This window comes from Methanoculleus sp. (assembly GCF_036677455.1).
Taxonomy (GTDB): domain Archaea; phylum Halobacteriota; class Methanomicrobia; order Methanomicrobiales; family Methanoculleaceae; genus Methanoculleus.
Map to the genome: position 1 here is coordinate 32,916 of NZ_JAVBWL010000039.1, position 15,677 is coordinate 48,592.

Annotated in this window: 17 protein-coding genes; 3 read left to right on the plus strand and 14 right to left on the minus strand. The window is 63.8% G+C overall.

Annotation, left to right across the window (positions count from 1 at the left end; all coding sequences use genetic code 11):
• Positions 1-19: 19 nt before the first annotated feature.
• The 3 genes from tfrA (at position 20) to V6K60_RS08785 (ending at position 4,318) form a co-directional block, all read left to right on the plus strand.
• The gene (tfrA, locus tag V6K60_RS08775; protein WP_332450144.1) at positions 20-1,651 is read left to right on the plus strand and encodes a fumarate reductase (CoM/CoB) subunit TfrA; all 1,632 of its coding nucleotides are present in this window, start codon (positions 20-22) and stop codon (positions 1,649-1,651) included.
• Positions 1,648-3,111 (plus strand): fumarate reductase (CoM/CoB) subunit TfrB, encoded by a 1,464-nt coding sequence (gene tfrB / locus V6K60_RS08780; protein ID WP_332450145.1) that lies wholly within the window; start codon positions 1,648-1,650, stop codon positions 3,109-3,111. Before tfrA ends, tfrB begins: the two co-directional genes overlap by 4 nt.
• Before the next feature lie 274 nt (positions 3,112-3,385).
• The gene (locus V6K60_RS08785) at positions 3,386-4,318 is read left to right on the plus strand and encodes an AEC family transporter (protein WP_332450146.1); all 933 of its coding nucleotides are present in this window, start codon (positions 3,386-3,388) and stop codon (positions 4,316-4,318) included.
• Positions 4,319-4,334: 16 nt separating this feature from the next.
• On the opposite strand, the gene V6K60_RS08790 is transcribed toward V6K60_RS08785, so the two are convergent.
• The 14 genes from V6K60_RS08790 to V6K60_RS08855 form a co-directional block, all read right to left on the minus strand.
• On the minus strand, positions 4,335-4,598 hold the full coding sequence (locus V6K60_RS08790) for a hypothetical protein (RefSeq protein ID WP_332450147.1): 264 nt from the start codon (positions 4,596-4,598) through the stop codon (positions 4,335-4,337).
• A gap of 397 nt (positions 4,599-4,995) precedes the next feature.
• Entirely contained in the window at positions 4,996-6,120 is a 1,125-nt protein-coding gene (gene comE / locus V6K60_RS08795; RefSeq protein ID WP_332450148.1) for a sulfopyruvate decarboxylase subunit beta, read from the minus strand.
• A complete protein-coding gene (locus V6K60_RS08800) occupies positions 6,113-7,405 on the minus strand; it encodes a cysteate synthase (RefSeq protein ID WP_332450206.1) in 1,293 nt (430 codons plus the stop codon). Before V6K60_RS08800 ends, comE begins: the two co-directional genes overlap by 8 nt.
• Positions 7,402-8,643 (minus strand): methanogenesis marker 16 metalloprotein, encoded by a 1,242-nt coding sequence (locus tag V6K60_RS08805; protein ID WP_332450149.1) that lies wholly within the window; start codon positions 8,641-8,643, stop codon positions 7,402-7,404. The genes V6K60_RS08800 and V6K60_RS08805 overlap by 4 nt, the downstream gene beginning before the upstream one ends.
• Positions 8,640-9,260: a (Fe-S)-binding protein gene (locus tag V6K60_RS08810; RefSeq protein WP_332450150.1), complete on the minus strand. Its 621-nt coding sequence runs from the start codon at positions 9,258-9,260 to the stop codon at positions 8,640-8,642. The genes V6K60_RS08805 and V6K60_RS08810 overlap by 4 nt, the downstream gene beginning before the upstream one ends.
• Positions 9,261-9,264: 4 nt before the next feature.
• Positions 9,265-9,972 (minus strand): GTP-binding protein, encoded by a 708-nt coding sequence (locus V6K60_RS08815; RefSeq protein WP_332450151.1) that lies wholly within the window; start codon positions 9,970-9,972, stop codon positions 9,265-9,267.
• On the minus strand, positions 9,969-10,748 hold the full coding sequence (locus tag V6K60_RS08820; RefSeq protein ID WP_332450152.1) for an ATP-binding cassette domain-containing protein: 780 nt from the start codon (positions 10,746-10,748) through the stop codon (positions 9,969-9,971). The genes V6K60_RS08815 and V6K60_RS08820 overlap by 4 nt, the downstream gene beginning before the upstream one ends.
• 98 nt (positions 10,749-10,846) lie before the next feature.
• Positions 10,847-10,990, minus strand: coding sequence for a hypothetical protein (locus V6K60_RS08825; protein ID WP_332450153.1), 144 nt, complete (start codon positions 10,988-10,990; stop codon positions 10,847-10,849).
• Positions 10,991-11,122: 132 nt separating this feature from the next.
• Positions 11,123-11,260 (minus strand): hypothetical protein, encoded by a 138-nt coding sequence (locus V6K60_RS08830; protein WP_332450154.1) that lies wholly within the window; start codon positions 11,258-11,260, stop codon positions 11,123-11,125.
• 19 nt (positions 11,261-11,279) lie between these two features.
• The gene (locus tag V6K60_RS08835) at positions 11,280-12,044 is read right to left on the minus strand and encodes a LolA family protein (protein WP_332450155.1); all 765 of its coding nucleotides are present in this window, start codon (positions 12,042-12,044) and stop codon (positions 11,280-11,282) included.
• Between the two features lie 83 nt (positions 12,045-12,127).
• The gene (locus V6K60_RS08840) at positions 12,128-13,420 is read right to left on the minus strand and encodes a hypothetical protein (protein WP_332450156.1); all 1,293 of its coding nucleotides are present in this window, start codon (positions 13,418-13,420) and stop codon (positions 12,128-12,130) included.
• 552 nt (positions 13,421-13,972) lie between these two features.
• Positions 13,973-14,419: a hypothetical protein gene (locus V6K60_RS08845; RefSeq protein WP_332450157.1), complete on the minus strand. Its 447-nt coding sequence runs from the start codon at positions 14,417-14,419 to the stop codon at positions 13,973-13,975.
• 25 nt (positions 14,420-14,444) lie between these two features.
• Positions 14,445-14,825, minus strand: coding sequence for a hypothetical protein (locus V6K60_RS08850; protein ID WP_332450158.1), 381 nt, complete (start codon positions 14,823-14,825; stop codon positions 14,445-14,447).
• A 26-nt stretch (positions 14,826-14,851) separates the two neighbouring features.
• A complete protein-coding gene (locus tag V6K60_RS08855) occupies positions 14,852-15,583 on the minus strand; it encodes a hypothetical protein (RefSeq protein ID WP_332450159.1) in 732 nt (243 codons plus the stop codon).
• Positions 15,584-15,677: the final 94 nt, after the last annotated feature.

Below are 15,677 nucleotides of genomic sequence, written 5' to 3' on the forward strand. Positions count from 1 at the left end.
TACAACTCACCGACTAATAATGCTTGTAGACGAGAGTGTGGACGCGCACGTGCTGGTTATCGGGAGCGGCGGCGCCGGGGTGCGGGCTGCCATCGAGGCCTCACGGTACGGCAGCGTGGTCCTGGTCTCCAAGACCATTGCCGGCAAGGGCGGGTGCACGACGATGGCGGAAGGCGGCTTCAACGCTGTTCTGCGAGAAGGAGACTCGATCGACGTCCACCGCGAAGACACGCTGAAGGGCGGGGCGTACCTCAACGACCCGGCACTCGTGGACGTACTGGTCCAGGAGGCGCCGGAGCGGATGAACGACCTCGTCCGGTGGGGTGCGGTCTTCGATGTGACGGACGAGTGCACGATCGCACAACGGCCGTTCGGAGGGCAACGGTTCCCCCGGACCTGCTACGCCGGGGACCGGACGGGCCACGAGCTGATCATGACCCTCCTCGACCGTCTCGACGCGACGGATACGCAGCTCTACCAGGAAGTCTCGGTCGTCGACCTCGTACCGGACGAGAACGGCGCGGTCGCCGGCGCGATCGCTCTCGACCGGGACGGGAACCCCATCCTCTTCTCGGCCGACGCCACGGTGCTTGCGACCGGCGGGGGGACGCAGGTCTACGATATATCCACGAACTCCGCCGCCGGGACCGGGGACGGGTTCGCCATGGCCTACCGGGCGGGGGCGGAGTTGATCGATATGGAGATGATCCAGTTCCACCCCACCGGAGCGGTCTATCCCTACGACGCCCGCGGCCGCCTGGTGACGGAGGCAGTCAGGGGTGAAGGGGGCATCCTCCTGAACGCCCGGCGGGAGCGGTTCATGGAGCGTTACGACCCTGCCCGGATGGAGCTCTCGACCCGGGACGTGGTGGCCCGGGCGATCGCGACCGAGGTGCTGGAGGGCCGGGGGACGAACCGCGGCGGGGTCTACCTGGACGTGACCCACCTCCCCGCAGAGAAGATCGAGACCCGCCTCCCGGTGATGCTCGAGCAGTTCCTCACCTATGGCGTGGATATCCGGCGGGAGCCGATGGAGGTGGCGCCCACCGCCCACCACATCATGGGCGGCCTCCGGATCACCCCGGAGTGCCGGACGACGCTCTCCGGCCTCTTCGCCTGCGGGGAGGTCTCCGGCGGGGTGCACGGCGCAAACCGCCTCGGCGGGAACGCTCTCGCGGAGACGCAGGTCTTCGGGAAGCGTGCCGGGGAATCCGCCGGGAAGGCGCCGGTGCAGAGCGGCCGGTTCGACCGGGCCCGGGTCGACGAGACGCTCCGGATGCTCGACGAGTTCTTTGTGGGCGATACCGCTCCCGCAACGGTCCGAAGAGACCTGAAACTCACGATGTGGAAGAAGGCCGGGATCTTCCGGACCGCCGCCGACCTGACGGCGGCGCTCGATGATATCCGCGGGCTCACCGACCGGCGGCTCCACGCCGCCTCGACTGCGAACCTGCTCGAGTGCTGCACGGTCCGGAATATGTGCACCACGGCGTCCCTGATCGTCCGCTCTGCCCTCCTACGGCCCGAGAACCGGGGCGCCCACGTCCGGCGCGACGCGACGGTCGTGACCGAGCCTGCAACCTCGCCGTTCTCCCATACCTGCATCTCGCTCGCAGGAGCGCGGATCGAGCGCCGGGAGGTCGCGGCATGAGAACGATCACCCTCCGGGTCTCGCGCTTCGACCCCGCCATGGATGAGGAACCGTACTTCGAGGAGTACACGGTCCGGGTGAACGAGGGCGCCCGGGTGCTCCATGCCCTCCACGCGGTCCGCGACGAGCACGACCCGACGCTCGCCTACCGCTACTGCTGCGGGTCCGGCCAGTGCGGGAGCTGCGCCGTCCGGGTGGACGGGACGCCCGTCCTCGCCTGCATGGAAGAGGCCCGCGACGGGATGACGGTCGAGCCGCTGGACCTCCCGGTCTTAAAAGACCTGACGGTGGACATGAGCCCGGTCATCGCGAAGATCGCCCGGATCTGCCCGGCGCCGGACGCGGCCCTCCCGGACTCCGAAGAGATCGCGGCGATCAAGCCGCTCCGGGACTGTATCGAGTGCCTCTCCTGCGTATCGGCCTGTCCGGCGCTCCAGGTGACCGACTTCGCCGGCCCGACGGTTCTCCGACAGGAGATGCGCCTCGCCCTCGACCCCCGGGACTCCGGGGACCGGATCACGGATGCGATCGAGAAGGGGCTCTTCTACTGCACGACCTGCAAGCGGTGCACGGAGGTCTGCCCGAAGGATATCGACATCCCGGGCAAAGCCATCGAGAAACTCCGGGAACTGGCGAACCGCCGCGGGCTGACCCTCCCCCGCCACCGGGAGGTGGCGCGGCTGGTCCGGGAGACAGGACGGAGCGTCGAGCGGACCAAAGAGACGTTCCTCGAGCAGGTGCCCGAGGTGATCGAGCCCGACGGTCCCGTCCGCGGCGAGGTGGGGTTCTTCGTCGGGTGCATGTTCAACGGCCGGGTGCCGCAGACGGCGCTCGACGCGATGGAGGTCATGAAGCGCAACGGGATCCGGGTGATCGTCCCCCACGAGCAGGTCTGTTGCGGCTCGCCGCTGATCCGGACGGGGCAGACGGCGGACGTCGCGGGCCTGAAGCAGAAGAACATCGAGGCCTTCGCCAGCCGGGGGATCACGACCGTGATGACGATCTGCGCCGGGTGCGGGGCGACGCTGAAGAACGATTACGATACGCCGTTTACGGTCAAAGACGTCACGGAGGTCCTGACGGAGTACGGGATCGAACCCCCGGCGAAACTCGACGTCCGGGCGACCTACCACGACCCCTGCCACCTCCTCCGGGGCCAGGGGATCCGCGATCAGCCGCGGACGCTCTTGCGCGGGGCTGTTCGGGAATTCGTGGAGATGCCCTCGCAGTGCTGCGGCGCCGGCGGCGGCGTCCGGTCGGGGGTGCCGGATGAGGCGATGGCGCTCGGGGCGAAGCGCGGCGAGGCCGTGAAGGCGACCGGCGCGGACGTGGTGGTGACGGTCTGCCCGTTCTGCGAGTTCCATATCGCGGATTGCACGGACGTGCCGGTGAAGAACCTGGTGACGGTGCTGCTCGAGGGCTACCGGAAGAAGGATGCGGAGCGGAAGGGTTCCGCGTAAACCCCGAAGAACTCTTTTTTTTACTCGGCGAGTGGCCGATACCAGACGTTCATGCTCTCGAACCCGCCGACACCCCACAGTCCCGGACAGCTGCACCCCTCCTCCCCTACGCAGGCAAGGCGCTCCTCTGTGTGATGAACACGCCGCGATCCCGAAAAACCCCGCTCTAAAACCCGGGCAGGCTCCCGCTCACTCACTGCACCCCATACCCCCAAGCAGAACCGTAAAGGGGTACCGGCACTCACCTTCATGAACCGGACGGAGCGGTATCCTTATGAACGGTGCGATCACGGACTTCCTGGTAGTTGCGGACCAGATCTTCATCCTGGTCCTCCTGATCGCCGCAGGCTACGTCGCCGTCTCGATGAAGATCGTGGACCCCCGGGCCACCCGGGGGCTCTCCGGGCTCCTCATCAACATCACCCTGCCGGCACTGATCGTTGCCTCGATGCAGGTGCCCTTCACCACCGAGCGCCTCGCGGGTGCCGAGACCCTGATCCTTGCGACGGGGGCCCTCTACATCATATCGTTTTCCATCGCCTGGGCCGTCTCGAAGGCCATGCGGGTCCCGGCCGCGGAGGAAGGGGTGCTCCAGTTCGCGATCGTCTTCGGGAACGTGGGGTTCATGGGGTTTCCGGTCGCCCTGACGCTCTTTGGGCAGGAGTCGCTCTTCTACGTCGCGATATTCAATCTCATCTTCAACATCCTGGTCTTCTCGGTCGGGATCATGATGCTCACCGGGGTGAGGAGGGACGGGTTTGACTTCCGTCTGCTCGTAAACCCCGGGATCGCGGCCTCCGTCGTCGGGCTCGCCCTCTTCCTCGGGTCGGTAGAGATCCCGAGCCCCTTCATCGACTCGATCGACCTCCTCGGCGGGGTGACGACGCCGCTCGCCATGATCATCGTCGGGGCGATGCTCGCGACCTTCCCGGCCCGGGAGATGGTCGGGAACTGGCGGATCTGGGTCGCGAGCGCCGTCCTCCTCCTCGCGGTCCCGGCGGCCTACTGCTACCTCCTCGCCCCGATCTTTCCCGACCCCTACATCAACGGGATCATGATCACGATGGCCGCGATGCCCGCCGCGGCAAACACCGTCATCTTTGCGGAGCAGTACGGTGCGGACTCAAAGCTTGCGTCGCAGATCGTCTTCGTCTCGACGATCGGGTCGCTCGTTACGATCCCGCTGGTGACGACGCTGCTGCTCTAGGGTAGTAGCGGTGTCCTCACCGGTTCCCCGGGTCGTTCAAGCGCCGCTCGATCTCCTCGACGGTCTGCTCCATGGACACCATCGATTCCTCCAGGTCCGCCACGCCGGTGGTGATTGCCTCTGAGAGCAACCGGACCTGCCGAAGCATCTCGGCGGCGATCAGGATCAGCACCACCAGTGCGGCGATAAGGATCATCAAGACCCACTGGTAGGTGAGCGCAGCATACAGGCCGCCCACGATGCCGGAGAGCATCAGCACGACGAGATATCTGTGTTCCACCAAAGATCACCTCACGACCGATACCGCGAGGAACAGCCCGGGCAGGGCTACTCCCCGTCTCTCCAGAACCATAGTAACTCACCCCTTCGGGGCGCCGACAGCCCATCCGTTTCGTCCATCTTGTTCACCAGACCCTGGCACATCCCCGGATATCGGCATCTACGGGTGAGAAGTCAACGTTCTCCTATAAACTCTTTCTGTGAAGCCTGTTTAGCAATCAGGACCCAATTTCAGATCCATGAAGAAAACATGCCCCTTAAAGACCGGGAATGCGGGTCGTGCGGAGAAATGCCCTCCTACCACGCCACTGTCCGGGAGGGTTGCAAGAAGAAAGACCATGCCCCCAAGGCCGGTGTTGACGTACGGGAGGTACCAGTAGACCCGGTCGATGGAGAGGCTAAACACCCCGAAGCCCCCGCATAAACCGCTCCCGGATCTCGGCCGGGGCGAGCGGGATATTCGGGACCGCCGCGTTCCCGGGCGCGAGGACCACATGGATGAAGGTGGGCCCCCGGCCCCGGTCTTCCCAGGTCTCCGCGAGCTCCCGCTCATCCTGCACCTTGCAGGTCCGCCGGATCCCGGCGGCACGGGCGAGGAGTTCCATGTCCACCAGCCCGGAGGCCGGGGTGGGCTGGTTTCCCGTGCTCCCGAAGGCCCCGTTGTCCAGGCAGACGATCGTGAGGTTCTCCGGCGCCTCCGCTGCCACCACCGGGAGGACGGCGGTCCCGAGCAGGGACCCGTCGCCGTCGAGGACGACGATCTCCCGGTCGGTGGCGATGGCAAGGCCGAGCCCGATCGGGGTCGCCTGGGTGTAACTCCCGAGCATGTAGAAGTTCAGGTCCCGGTCGTTTGCCGCGTAGAGTTCTTTTGAGGGGACGCCGATGTTTGCGACGACCGCCTCCCCATCCAGGGCGGCGGCGATCACCCGGATTGCATCGTTCCGGGTCATCGCCGGTTCGCGGAACGTCCGCCGGTACTCGAGCGCAGACTCCCGGGCCCGGGTCGGGAGCGGCTGCTCCGCCGGGCAGGCCTCCTCCGCCCCCTCCCAGAACGAGGGGAGGATCAGTCCCACGTGCGGCCGCATGGAAGCGTAGACATCGGAGACGACGGCGTCGATCAGCGCCTCGTCCTCAGGGCCGCGGATGACCGTATATGGTATCCCGAGCGCCGCGAGCACCTCCGGGATCGCACGGTTGAACGGGACCTGGGCCGGGATCGCCTCCCGGTAGACCCCCCGCCAGCTCGCGAGGACGGGGAGCGGGAGACCGAAGGTGACGGTGAGGGACATGATCGCGTTCAGGGAGTTCCCGAGCCCCGAACTCTGCATATGGAGCACCGGCCGCCCCCCGGCCATCGCCAGTCCGGCGCAGATCCCGACACCGTCCTCCTCCCGGGTGAGGTTCACCGCATGGAACCGTTCCGGGATGAGGGCGCAGAAGTCCTGCGTCCGGTCGCAGGGGAGCGACGCCACGGTATCGACCCCGAGGGCGGCGAGCCGGTCAAGGACGCAGCCCTCACGCACGGATAGCCACCCCCGCCTGCTCCGCAAGCCAGCCCCGGACAGCGTCACGGAGGTCTCCCGCGAATGTCTCATTGGCCCGGACCCGGAGGTAGGGCTCGACCGGGTAGCGGTCGAGGTCCTCGGCCGCACGCTCGTAGCCCCCGCCGGTCACGTTCAGGAGTATCCGCTCATCCGGGCCGATGAGCCCCTCCTCCACCGCCCGGACGAGCGAGGCGACCGCGACAGCGGCGGCCGGGTCGAGGTCGATCTCCTCGGTATCGGCAAAAAGCCGCCCGGCGGACCGGGCGTCGTCGTTTGTGACCGCATACATCCTCCCGCCAGAAGCCGCGAGCGCATCGCAGACCCCGCCCCGCACTCCCCAGGGTGGGTGGCGGTTCGTCAGGACGTCGGCGTAAACCCGGGAGATCGAGGCCTCGGCCTCAGGCATATCCCCGGCCACGATCTCCCGCCTCCCTGCCTCCCAGGCCCGGACCATCGGGACGAAGGGGAGGTTCTGGGAGAGGTGGAGTTCCGGGAGGCGGGAACCGAACCGGCCGTCGGCGATGAGCCGCTCGGCCGCTTCCCACGCGGCGATCCCCCCGGTTCCGCTCCCGACTGCCTGGAAGTAGGAGTCGGGGAGCCTCCCGGCGGCAAGTGTCCCGTCGAGCATCACCGTCCCCATACCGTCCCGGCGGGCGACGTTCTTCGCCCCGCCCTCGGGGACGATCCCGGAAAGGGAGCAGACCTCCCGCCCGAACGCGATGGAGTCGGAGTAGTCCCCGTCCACCGTGATGAGGCAGACGTTTTCGGCCGGGGCGGTCGTCCAGAGCCGCTCGGCGGCGACCGCCGGGACCACCACCACGACCGGGGCCCCGGTCAGGCCCGAGACCTGGCAGAACGCCCGGCCCGTGTTCCCTGCCGACGATACCTGGATGACTCCGGCCCCCTTCTCCCGGAGACGGAGGAGCGTCGGCTGCGCCTCCAGTTCCTTGAACGAGCAGGTCTCCATCCGCCCGCCCCGCTCGGGCCAGTAGCCGGAGAAGGTGATGGCGAGGTGGGAGAGACCGAGTTCCCGGGCGAGGCCGACGCTCTCGTAGGAGACCGGACCGGCGTCGATCTTGAGGTGACCCTCGACCGGGAGCCACTCGATGTAACGGAAGATCCCCGGGAGGTCCCGGAGGACGAGCCGGCGCTCCCGGTAGACCGTCCGGAGGAGGGCGTCGCACCCCGACGGGCAGTCGAGGGTATAATGGTCCGGGAAGGACCGGCCGCACCCCGGGCACCGGAGGAGGTACTTCTCCCTCAACATCTCCCGCCCCCCGTGAAGGTGAACCGGGAATCGAGGACCCGCTCTTTTAGGTCCCGGCAGAGGTCTTCAGCGAGCGTCCGGCCGGACTGGCGGAGCGTGATCGGGACACGCCGCCCCCGGACCCGGAGCGAGCCCTCCCCCGCCTCGAGGGCGTTGTTTTGGCAGGCACCAAGGCAGGCGGTGCAGGCGAGGCAGCGGTCGCGGTCGATCCCGGTTTCGCGGGTGAACGCGTCCGTCGGGCAGACCGCGGCAACAGTGCAGGTCGAGCACTCCTCGCACCATTCGGGGTGGTAGGTCACCTCCCGGTCGGGCCGCTGCCAGACGTCGGCGTAGGTCGCCTCTCCGAGGACTCTCCGGGTGTTGATATCGGCGACCGGGAGGGGGATGGCCTCGTCGAGGATGCGGAGCCCCGCGACCTGCCGGTCGTCCAGGACCGGGATCGCGACACCGAGGCTCGTGATGCACTCCGGCCCGGCGGAGGTCGCAAACCCGCCCATGTAGCGGGGCTGCATCCCGGCCATATCGGCGATGACCGTGAGGTTCGGCCGCTCGGGCGTGCTCCGGGTCCCCTCCCCGGTCACGAGCCCCGCCGAGCCGTTCAGGAGGACCGGCGTCCCGGCACCGACCGCAAGCCCGAGCGGATCGTTCTGGAGGGGGTTGATCTCGCCGCACCCGCTGACCGAGGCCTCCCGGCAGGGACCCTCGAGCCCCGTGACCGAGAAGATCGTCTTCACCCGGGTCAGCTGGGTGTTGACGTAAGCGGTGTAGTTCCGGTAGGCGCTCCGGGTGGTGAAGAGCCGGGCGTAGGAGAAGTCGTCGAGGGTCACCTTCGCCTCGATCGACCGGTCGGCGGCCTCCACCAGCACCTCGATCTCGCGCCCCTCGACGATGTCGCGGAAGAGGTGGCCGCCGCCGTAGCCGCCCCCGGCGTGGGCGGTCCCCGAGACGATCAGGTCGACGAGCCCGAGGCGCTCGTTCGGGCAGGGGCCGGGCATGCAGGGGACCCCGTTCAACCAGGCACGTTCCGCCCGCTCAAACGTCCCCGGATCGGCCACCGGCACCGAGAGGATCGCCGCGGTCCCCGACATCACCCCGCAGGTCCCGGTGGTGACCACGTCGACCTCCTCAGCCGATACCTCCGCACCCTCGCGGATGAGCCGCTTGAACTCCGCGGCGGTGTAGACGACCGCGGACCCGTTCTGGATCTTCTCGTCGATCTCTCTCATCGTCTTCATAGTAATCTGATATCCTCCACCCGCACGTGAAGACCGCCGGACTGTGCGAGGACCATGTTCACGACACCCGTATGCCCGAGATCCATCATGCAGTAGCCGGGCAGGAATCGCTGCCGCATCCCAAAGACCGGCTCACGTCGCACCGTCCGGGCAATCCCTTCAAAACCGATGATGTGGTATGCCTCCACATCTTTAAACCCTCCGCCCCGGGAGGCCTGCGGGCCGACGACCAGGCAGGTAAGAAGGCCGCTCACCGGGCTTGCGTGGAGGACCGAGAGGACGTGCTGGACCGGGCAGCCGGCACCGGCCGGTCGCCCGATAACGATATCCCCGGCTCTAATCTCCCACTTCTCCACGAGGTCCGGGCGAAAGGGGAGGACGATCTTTCGGGCCGAGACCTCGCCGGGCAGGGGGTCGAGGATGAAGTCGTACTCCGCACCGAGGATGTCCCGGCCGGTATGGCATGCCTCGCCCTCGAACCGGGAAGACGCGGCGGTGGTGCGGTAGAAGACACAGTCCGCGAGTACCTTTCCTCCTTGCCGGACCCGGGAAAGGAAGGCTTCACAGGTCGGGGCTCCGCAGGCCCCGCAGTCCTTCCCGGGTGGTCGCCACGCCACCGGGCTAGTCCCCCCGGAAGAGGTAGTCGGCACCCTCGAGTCTCCGGACGACGCCGAAGTGGTGCTGCCACCCGATCTCCGTCTTCCCGACACAGATCGTGCAGACCCCGAGCGGCGGCGCACCCCGGAGGACGATGGCGTCCGGGTCGGTTATCTCCGGGTAGTCCTCGATCGCCCGGAGGAGGTAGCGCACCCCGGTCCCCTGAACGGCGTTCGTCTCCACGACATCGAGGGCCGGGTTCACCTCCCGGATCTGCTCCCGGAAGACCTCCTTCTCGGCCTGGGAGACGAGGTCGATCCGGGTCACGACCGCGATGTCGGCGAGCGCAAGCATCGCGGCCATCTTCAGGGGGGTGTTCGTGCCCGAGACCGCAGAGAGGACGGCGACCCCGAGCCCCTGCGTCGTGTAGGGAGAGCAGCGGAGGCAGAGCCCGGCGCTCTCGACCAGGAGGAGATCGGCGCCCTCCCCCTCGGCCCAGGCGATGGCGTCCCGCATCACCATCACCCCGGCGTGGTCCGGGCAGAGGTCGCCGGAGCAGACCTTTCGCGTCGGGATCCCGAACTCGGCTGCAAGTTCTTCGTCCTCGAACGCCCGGACGACGTCGATCTTGAGATAGGCGATCCGGTACCGATCCGTTAGAGAGCGAATGATCTGCCGGATGACGGCGGTCTTTCCGGCGGAAGGCGGCCCGGCGACGACCGCGAGTCTCATGCCCCGACCGGTTCCGTGATCAGGTCGCCCGCCCGGATGTGCTCCCGCATCCTGCGGAGAATACCGTCAAGGCGGCGGGCCTCCCGGAGGGCATCGTTCTCTCGACCATCGGGTTCGATGACCCGGTCGACCGCTCCGTCCCTCATGACGATCCGCCGGGCGGAGAGGAGGGAGATCAGGGGATCGTGCGTGACGAAGATGACTGCCTTCCCCCCGGTCTGGAGAATCTCAATCACCCGCTCTTTGAAGATACCAGCGTTCTCCACCTCGTCGAGGAGGAGGACCGGTGCTGCTGCGACGAGGATCGCGTCCGCCACCAGGAGCGACCGGGTCTGTCCGCCGGAGAGTGCGGTCATCCGGGCACCGGGCAGGATCTTCTCGCCCGTGAACTCGTTGGCGAGGTCGATCGTCCGGAGGGCGATATCGTCGTCCCCGATCTTCCGGGACCGGACGTGCATCGCGAGGAACTCCGTGACCGTAAGGTCCGCGAGGCACCGGGTATTCTGGGTGATCAGGGCGACGGGTTTGTACGCCGGGTCGCGGACGAACTCTTCTGAGGGGTAGGTGCCGTTGACGAGGACCGTCCGTCCCGTCGCGGTGTCGTTCCGGGCGAAGACCTCGATATCGTTGATGAAGGCGCTCTTCCCGGAACCGGTGGGGCCGACGATGGATATCGTGTCGCCCGGGCGGATGGTGATCGACGTGAACCGTTCCGGCTCGCCGCTCCGGCTCCGGCCGGGGAGGATCGTGATCTCCCGGATGGGTATGGGGTCCATGAGGGAGAGTTGCCGGGTGAGAGGATAAGAGTTGTCATTTCAAGTGGAAAAATTGGCTAAAATAGGTAAAACATGCATAAGATCTATACTAAAGTAGATCAAATACCCTCAAGGAGGATCTTCAAACCGGTCTTGCCGGGGCACTCCAGAAGGAACTCGCCCGGCGGGATAGGAGTGCCCCGGATCGTCGGCGTCCCGATCGTGGAGAAGATCGTCGGCTGCCCGGAGCCACTCTGCGGCACCTCACCCCCCTCTTCCAGCCGATGAGGAGGAGCGCCCCGGTGAACGAGAGAACCGCGATCGCGGAACCGTCCGGCTCGTCTTCATAGCTCAGGTCCTGCGGTGGAGGAGTGCCCGGGCGGCGTCACCGGCCCTTAGTCCACCAGGGCGGGTCCGCTGTCATCTTCGGGAGAAGGGTCTGCCGACCTCGGGGTGTTTGCGCCCAGCACGATCACTGCTACGACGACCAGACATGCCAGGAGGGCGACACCCCCTGCATAGGTTTGTTTCATGTTGTTTCCTCTCGTTCTCCTATACGTCGCCGATGTAGGGAGGAGTTATCGCCAGGGTTCTCATAGGCTCGACAATCGCCCCTTCAGGCGGGCTGTACTGGAACATGCTGTCCGGGACCCCGATGTTTCGAGTGACGTTGCGATACTCTACCGTCAGGACCTTCCCGCCGCTGGCATTGAAGAATTCGGCTCTCCTGAGAGTCCAGGACTCCTCCTCAATCCCGGCGTGCACGGCATAGATCGGGTACCGCCAGAGACCCGGGGTGTCCGTTATCCGGGTGAGGTTCACGATCTCAAGAGTATAGATTGTCTTTCCATCCTCAGTTTGCACTCCGGATAATGAGCACTCATACCCGGCGAGCAAGTTCCTGACCAGGCCGAGAACATCCAACGCCCCCGTCGCGTACTCCTCACTGAAGGTGTAGTTGCGGGCCCGGGCGGAGACATAGAGGACGTTCCCGGTGGCATTGGCATGGTGCCACTGGGTCTCGCCGTCGAAAACAACGAGATCTCCTGTCTTTGGAGGAAGTCCTTCAACAGAACCGGGATGCTCAAGGTAATTGACCCGGAATCGATCCGGCTCCTTAAACCAGACCTCTTCACGGAATATGCCGCGCTCCGATACGGTTGTTACCGTCGCGGAGAAGTCCTGCAGGGAGTCGTACGTCTCAATGAACTTCGCCGCAACCTCCGGCCCGGGAGGAGGAACTTCGTCAGGCGTCAAACTTTCGTCCGGCGGCAGGGGTTCCGGAGTAACCGGACTTACGCTGCAGCCCGCGGTCACACAAACGGCAACCACCAGCAGCCAGGGGATCCATCGTCGTGATTGCATCTCGCACCTCAATGTGATTTTAGTCCAAAAAGAGATTATAGAGTGCTGTCGCACTCGTGATATGTGGCGATCCAACCCGAAGTGGTGATCCACGCATTCATATTACAGTATGTCCTGTCTTCACCAGTGTAATCGACCCAATAGAAAACTTCCCCAGGAGACTTTGTCAGCCCATCGTTCGTTTTCACGTATTCATCATACATGCGATCCGTTATCGCCTCGAATGAATACTGGACAGGCACATCGGCATAAATCTCTGCAGAACCACAGATCCGGTTGATTGAAGTGGAGGGGTCATCGTTGTCGTAGTAAATATGCTCCTTCCAGTTACCTGTCGTGCAATCCCTGAACCAGATATAGTAGGTTCCGGAGCTGCTTATCGTGAAGTCGTAATCGTACCAATGTCTTGAGGTAGCATCGAACCACTTAACTGTCGGACATCCTTGAAATGTATCACTGTTATCGTAAATCGCTGCGCCCAGCCATACTTTGTCACCGTAGTAGTCCTCGTCGTAAAAGAATATGTACTCAATTGCGTCTCCGCCATCCAGATAGATCTCACGCTCATGGTAGATTGCACCTTCATGGCCGTTGTTTGTAAACGAACCCGGCTTGATCAATCCCTCAAGGTGAACAGGCTTGCCGGCATATTGCGGGTTCACATAATACTGGGCCCATTCGCCATGCAAGGGTGGAGATACATATGACGTGGATCGTGCGTTTGCAGGGGAGTAGACTTTCGGCTCAGAGGGAGGGGCTACGCGCACTTCACCCAGCATCGTGTACAAGTCCGGATACGTGGTAAAATACTTCATAGGAAACGAGATACTCCCGTCATTCATGGCAAGCGAAAGCTCAAACATCTTTTTCGGAATCCTCAATACCGTCAGGCTTTGGGTTTCGGTTATTGGGATCGGAGAAAAGTACCTCAACCCGACCTTTTCATCGAAGTACTCATTTTCCAGTATCATCTTCGCGTCGGTAACTTCAACCCGATCGGCATAATCTGTCGAGTTTCTGTCCCTGATCCAGGAGTCGGGAAACACCAGTGTTATCAGGTCTTCTTCCCCTAACGATGGAGAAACGACAATGTCTTGAGAACTGAAGTCCGGAGTGATGATCACACTGTCAGTGAGTTCTCCGTCCACGGGGGAGTTCCCACCGGATCTCGTTTCGGGATTGAACGCATCAGAGCCTGTAACGCCTATACTCACCTTTTCCATCCCTACGGCACTTGCTTGCGCACTTGCAATCGATATTACCATCACACTCCCAAGAAGCACCACGAGGAGCAGGGGATGTGCCCACATTCTGATTTCTCTTTTCATATGTGCTCTACCTCCGTTTTTGTTCCCCGGTGGCGGAAGAGACATACCTTCAAGTAGAGGAAGAGTACACGTTTCTTTTGCCTCCGGGCATGCGGGACGTTCACCCATCCGATTCGCTCTTGGCCGGGTGGACCTCCGCGCTTCGGGATACCATTTTCGGCATCCACGATTGAGAGCTCAACGTACCTCTATAAATGATCTCTGTCGATCTTCCCTGCACATCGAGATGCTCTGATCTATTTTGCTCCCGGAAACATACCGCAGTCGACCGAAGATTCATGCTACGCCGTTGGTAGGGAAACCCGCGCGACAGAGAGGGGTGCGATTCCGGGTGGCACTCCTACTGATAGGGAATTCTTCTGGACGACATTTTCTTGGCCGTAAACACATGATCTCAAGGAAGTCGCGCTGAACGCCCGGACCCCGGATCAAAACCCGGGTTTCAGATGTACCCACTCCCGACGACGCGCACCTCTGCGCCGGGCCCGCGAGATTGACTCCACACCCAAATCCCACATTCGGGCTGTAGTACCGCTGCACGGCGTGCCCCGTTCACGGCCACGTCGTCACCACCAGGTAGTATGCCCCTTCATACTCCAGGTGCGGATAGACCCACGTCTCCCGGTCGGGGCCGTAGGCATCCTGGAGCGCCCGGCTCTCCGCGTAGGAGACATTAGCTCCACCGATGAAACGCCGGTCGCTCATACCCCACTCCCACGCCGAAGGGTTGCGCTCCTCGCCACGGATGACCGCGTCGAGCGCCGGGTGGTCGGCAAAATCCTGCTCGGTCAGGGGGACGATCCTGTTCTCTCCCGGCTCCGCCTGCTCCATGACGTAGAGCATTGGCTGCCCGCCGGAACTCTCGTGAGCGTAGAGGGTGAGGGCGTCGGCGAGCATGAGGCCGAGCGCGACCGCGACGATGCCGGCAAGACCGCAGGCGACGACGAGACTCACCGTTCTGAGCCGGTTCCTGGATCCCGGTTTCTTATCTTCTTCCATTCTGCACCTCTTCAAGCCTCCGGCCCTAATGGAGCAGAACGCGGGTGGAGTAGTATACTCCGTCGTATTCGAGGTACGGCGCATTCACTGTATACACACCGAAGGACTCGGTGAGTGCGAGGCACTCGACCCCCGTCATCGGGACCAGCACAGATTTCAGCACGCCCGGGTCGCTGCCGGCTTCCCGGATCGCGGAGGCAAGCACCGGGTGCTGCTGCAGGTCCCGGCCGGTCAGGTGGACGACGGATGCGTTCTGCAGCTCTTCTTCCCCGACCACCTCCACAGTCAACGCCTTTGGAGGACCGTCGATTCCCGTGATCAGGGCGACGAGGGTGGTATATGTGAGCACGACCGCCGTGACGAGGATGATGACGCCGACGAATGCAAGAAGCCCTATAACGATCAAACCTCCGCTGGATTTCAGTTTCATGCCTATCGTCCGTCGTAATTTGTCGAGATGTTCTCCTCCAGAGGGCGGAAGGCCTCGCTCAAACTGTCGCGATAATAGACCCGCGGCTCCACGGGGACAATGCCGGTTTTCCCCGGCGGGATCTGCTCCACTATCGAGACATGGTAGTCGGGGCTGCGCTCACCGAAGGTTGTACTGCCGAATACGGTAAAGTTGACACTTATCAAGATGGGACCCGGATCGCTCGATACGTGGCGAAGCGAATCAGGAATGATAATGTATGGAAAAATATCCGAGGTATTCCCCGCCTCAAAGAGTCGTGAGGATGTCGGTACAAACACGCCCTCCTGCATCTCCTCAAGCGAGGGAGATTTTGAGAAGTCCTGTGAGATAGCGGCAGAGATGTCTGTGAAACCTGTACCGGACAACCACAGTGCAAGCATTTCTCCATCCTTTGTCATAACGGGCAAGGGAGTGCAGTTCTCAGAGACCATCCGCTGGAGGTCCTCATCGGAGAAGACCGGCGACCCGCCGATTACAGGGATAGGAACAGCGATCTCGGTCACCGGGTCCCCCTGGTAGTCGGAGAGTCCGGTAATGGAAACGGCGTATGAGCAATGTCCCGGGTAATGCCCCGATACCATCTGAGCCTGATGATAGTGAACGAGAACATTCCCGCCGATAGCAACAATTGCAATCGCGAGAAGTGAGATGCCTATGACTTTTCCTGAAAAAGAGATTATCGAGGGGACCATCTTCCATCTACTTCCAGAAATTCGTCTCGTAACATAATCGATACCTGAAGAGTGCACAGGTCCGGGAAGGGGATCTTCGCGGGCCGCCGGAAGG

Bases quoted from the DNA above. Each gene is read 5' to 3' on its own strand.
- tfrA (WP_332450144.1), top strand. From the start codon at position 20: ATGCTTGTAGACGAGAGTGTGGACGCGCACGTGCTGGTTATCGGGAGC.
- tfrB (WP_332450145.1), top strand. From the start codon at position 1,648: ATGAGAACGATCACCCTCCGGGTCTCGCGCTTCGACCCCGCCATGGAT.
- V6K60_RS08785 (WP_332450146.1), top strand. From the start codon at position 3,386: ATGAACGGTGCGATCACGGACTTCCTGGTAGTTGCGGACCAGATCTTC.
- V6K60_RS08805 (WP_332450149.1), bottom strand. From the start codon at position 8,643: ATGAAGACGATGAGAGAGATCGACGAGAAGATCCAGAACGGGTCCGCG.
- V6K60_RS08815 (WP_332450151.1), bottom strand. From the start codon at position 9,972: ATGAGACTCGCGGTCGTCGCCGGGCCGCCTTCCGCCGGAAAGACCGCC.
- V6K60_RS08820 (WP_332450152.1), bottom strand. From the start codon at position 10,748: ATGGACCCCATACCCATCCGGGAGATCACGATCCTCCCCGGCCGGAGC.
- V6K60_RS08830 (WP_332450154.1), bottom strand. From the start codon at position 11,260: ATGAAACAAACCTATGCAGGGGGTGTCGCCCTCCTGGCATGTCTGGTC.
- V6K60_RS08840 (WP_332450156.1), bottom strand. From the start codon at position 13,420: ATGAAAAGAGAAATCAGAATGTGGGCACATCCCCTGCTCCTCGTGGTG.
- V6K60_RS08845 (WP_332450157.1), bottom strand. From the start codon at position 14,419: ATGGAAGAAGATAAGAAACCGGGATCCAGGAACCGGCTCAGAACGGTG.
- V6K60_RS08855 (WP_332450159.1), bottom strand. From the start codon at position 15,583: ATGGTCCCCTCGATAATCTCTTTTTCAGGAAAAGTCATAGGCATCTCA.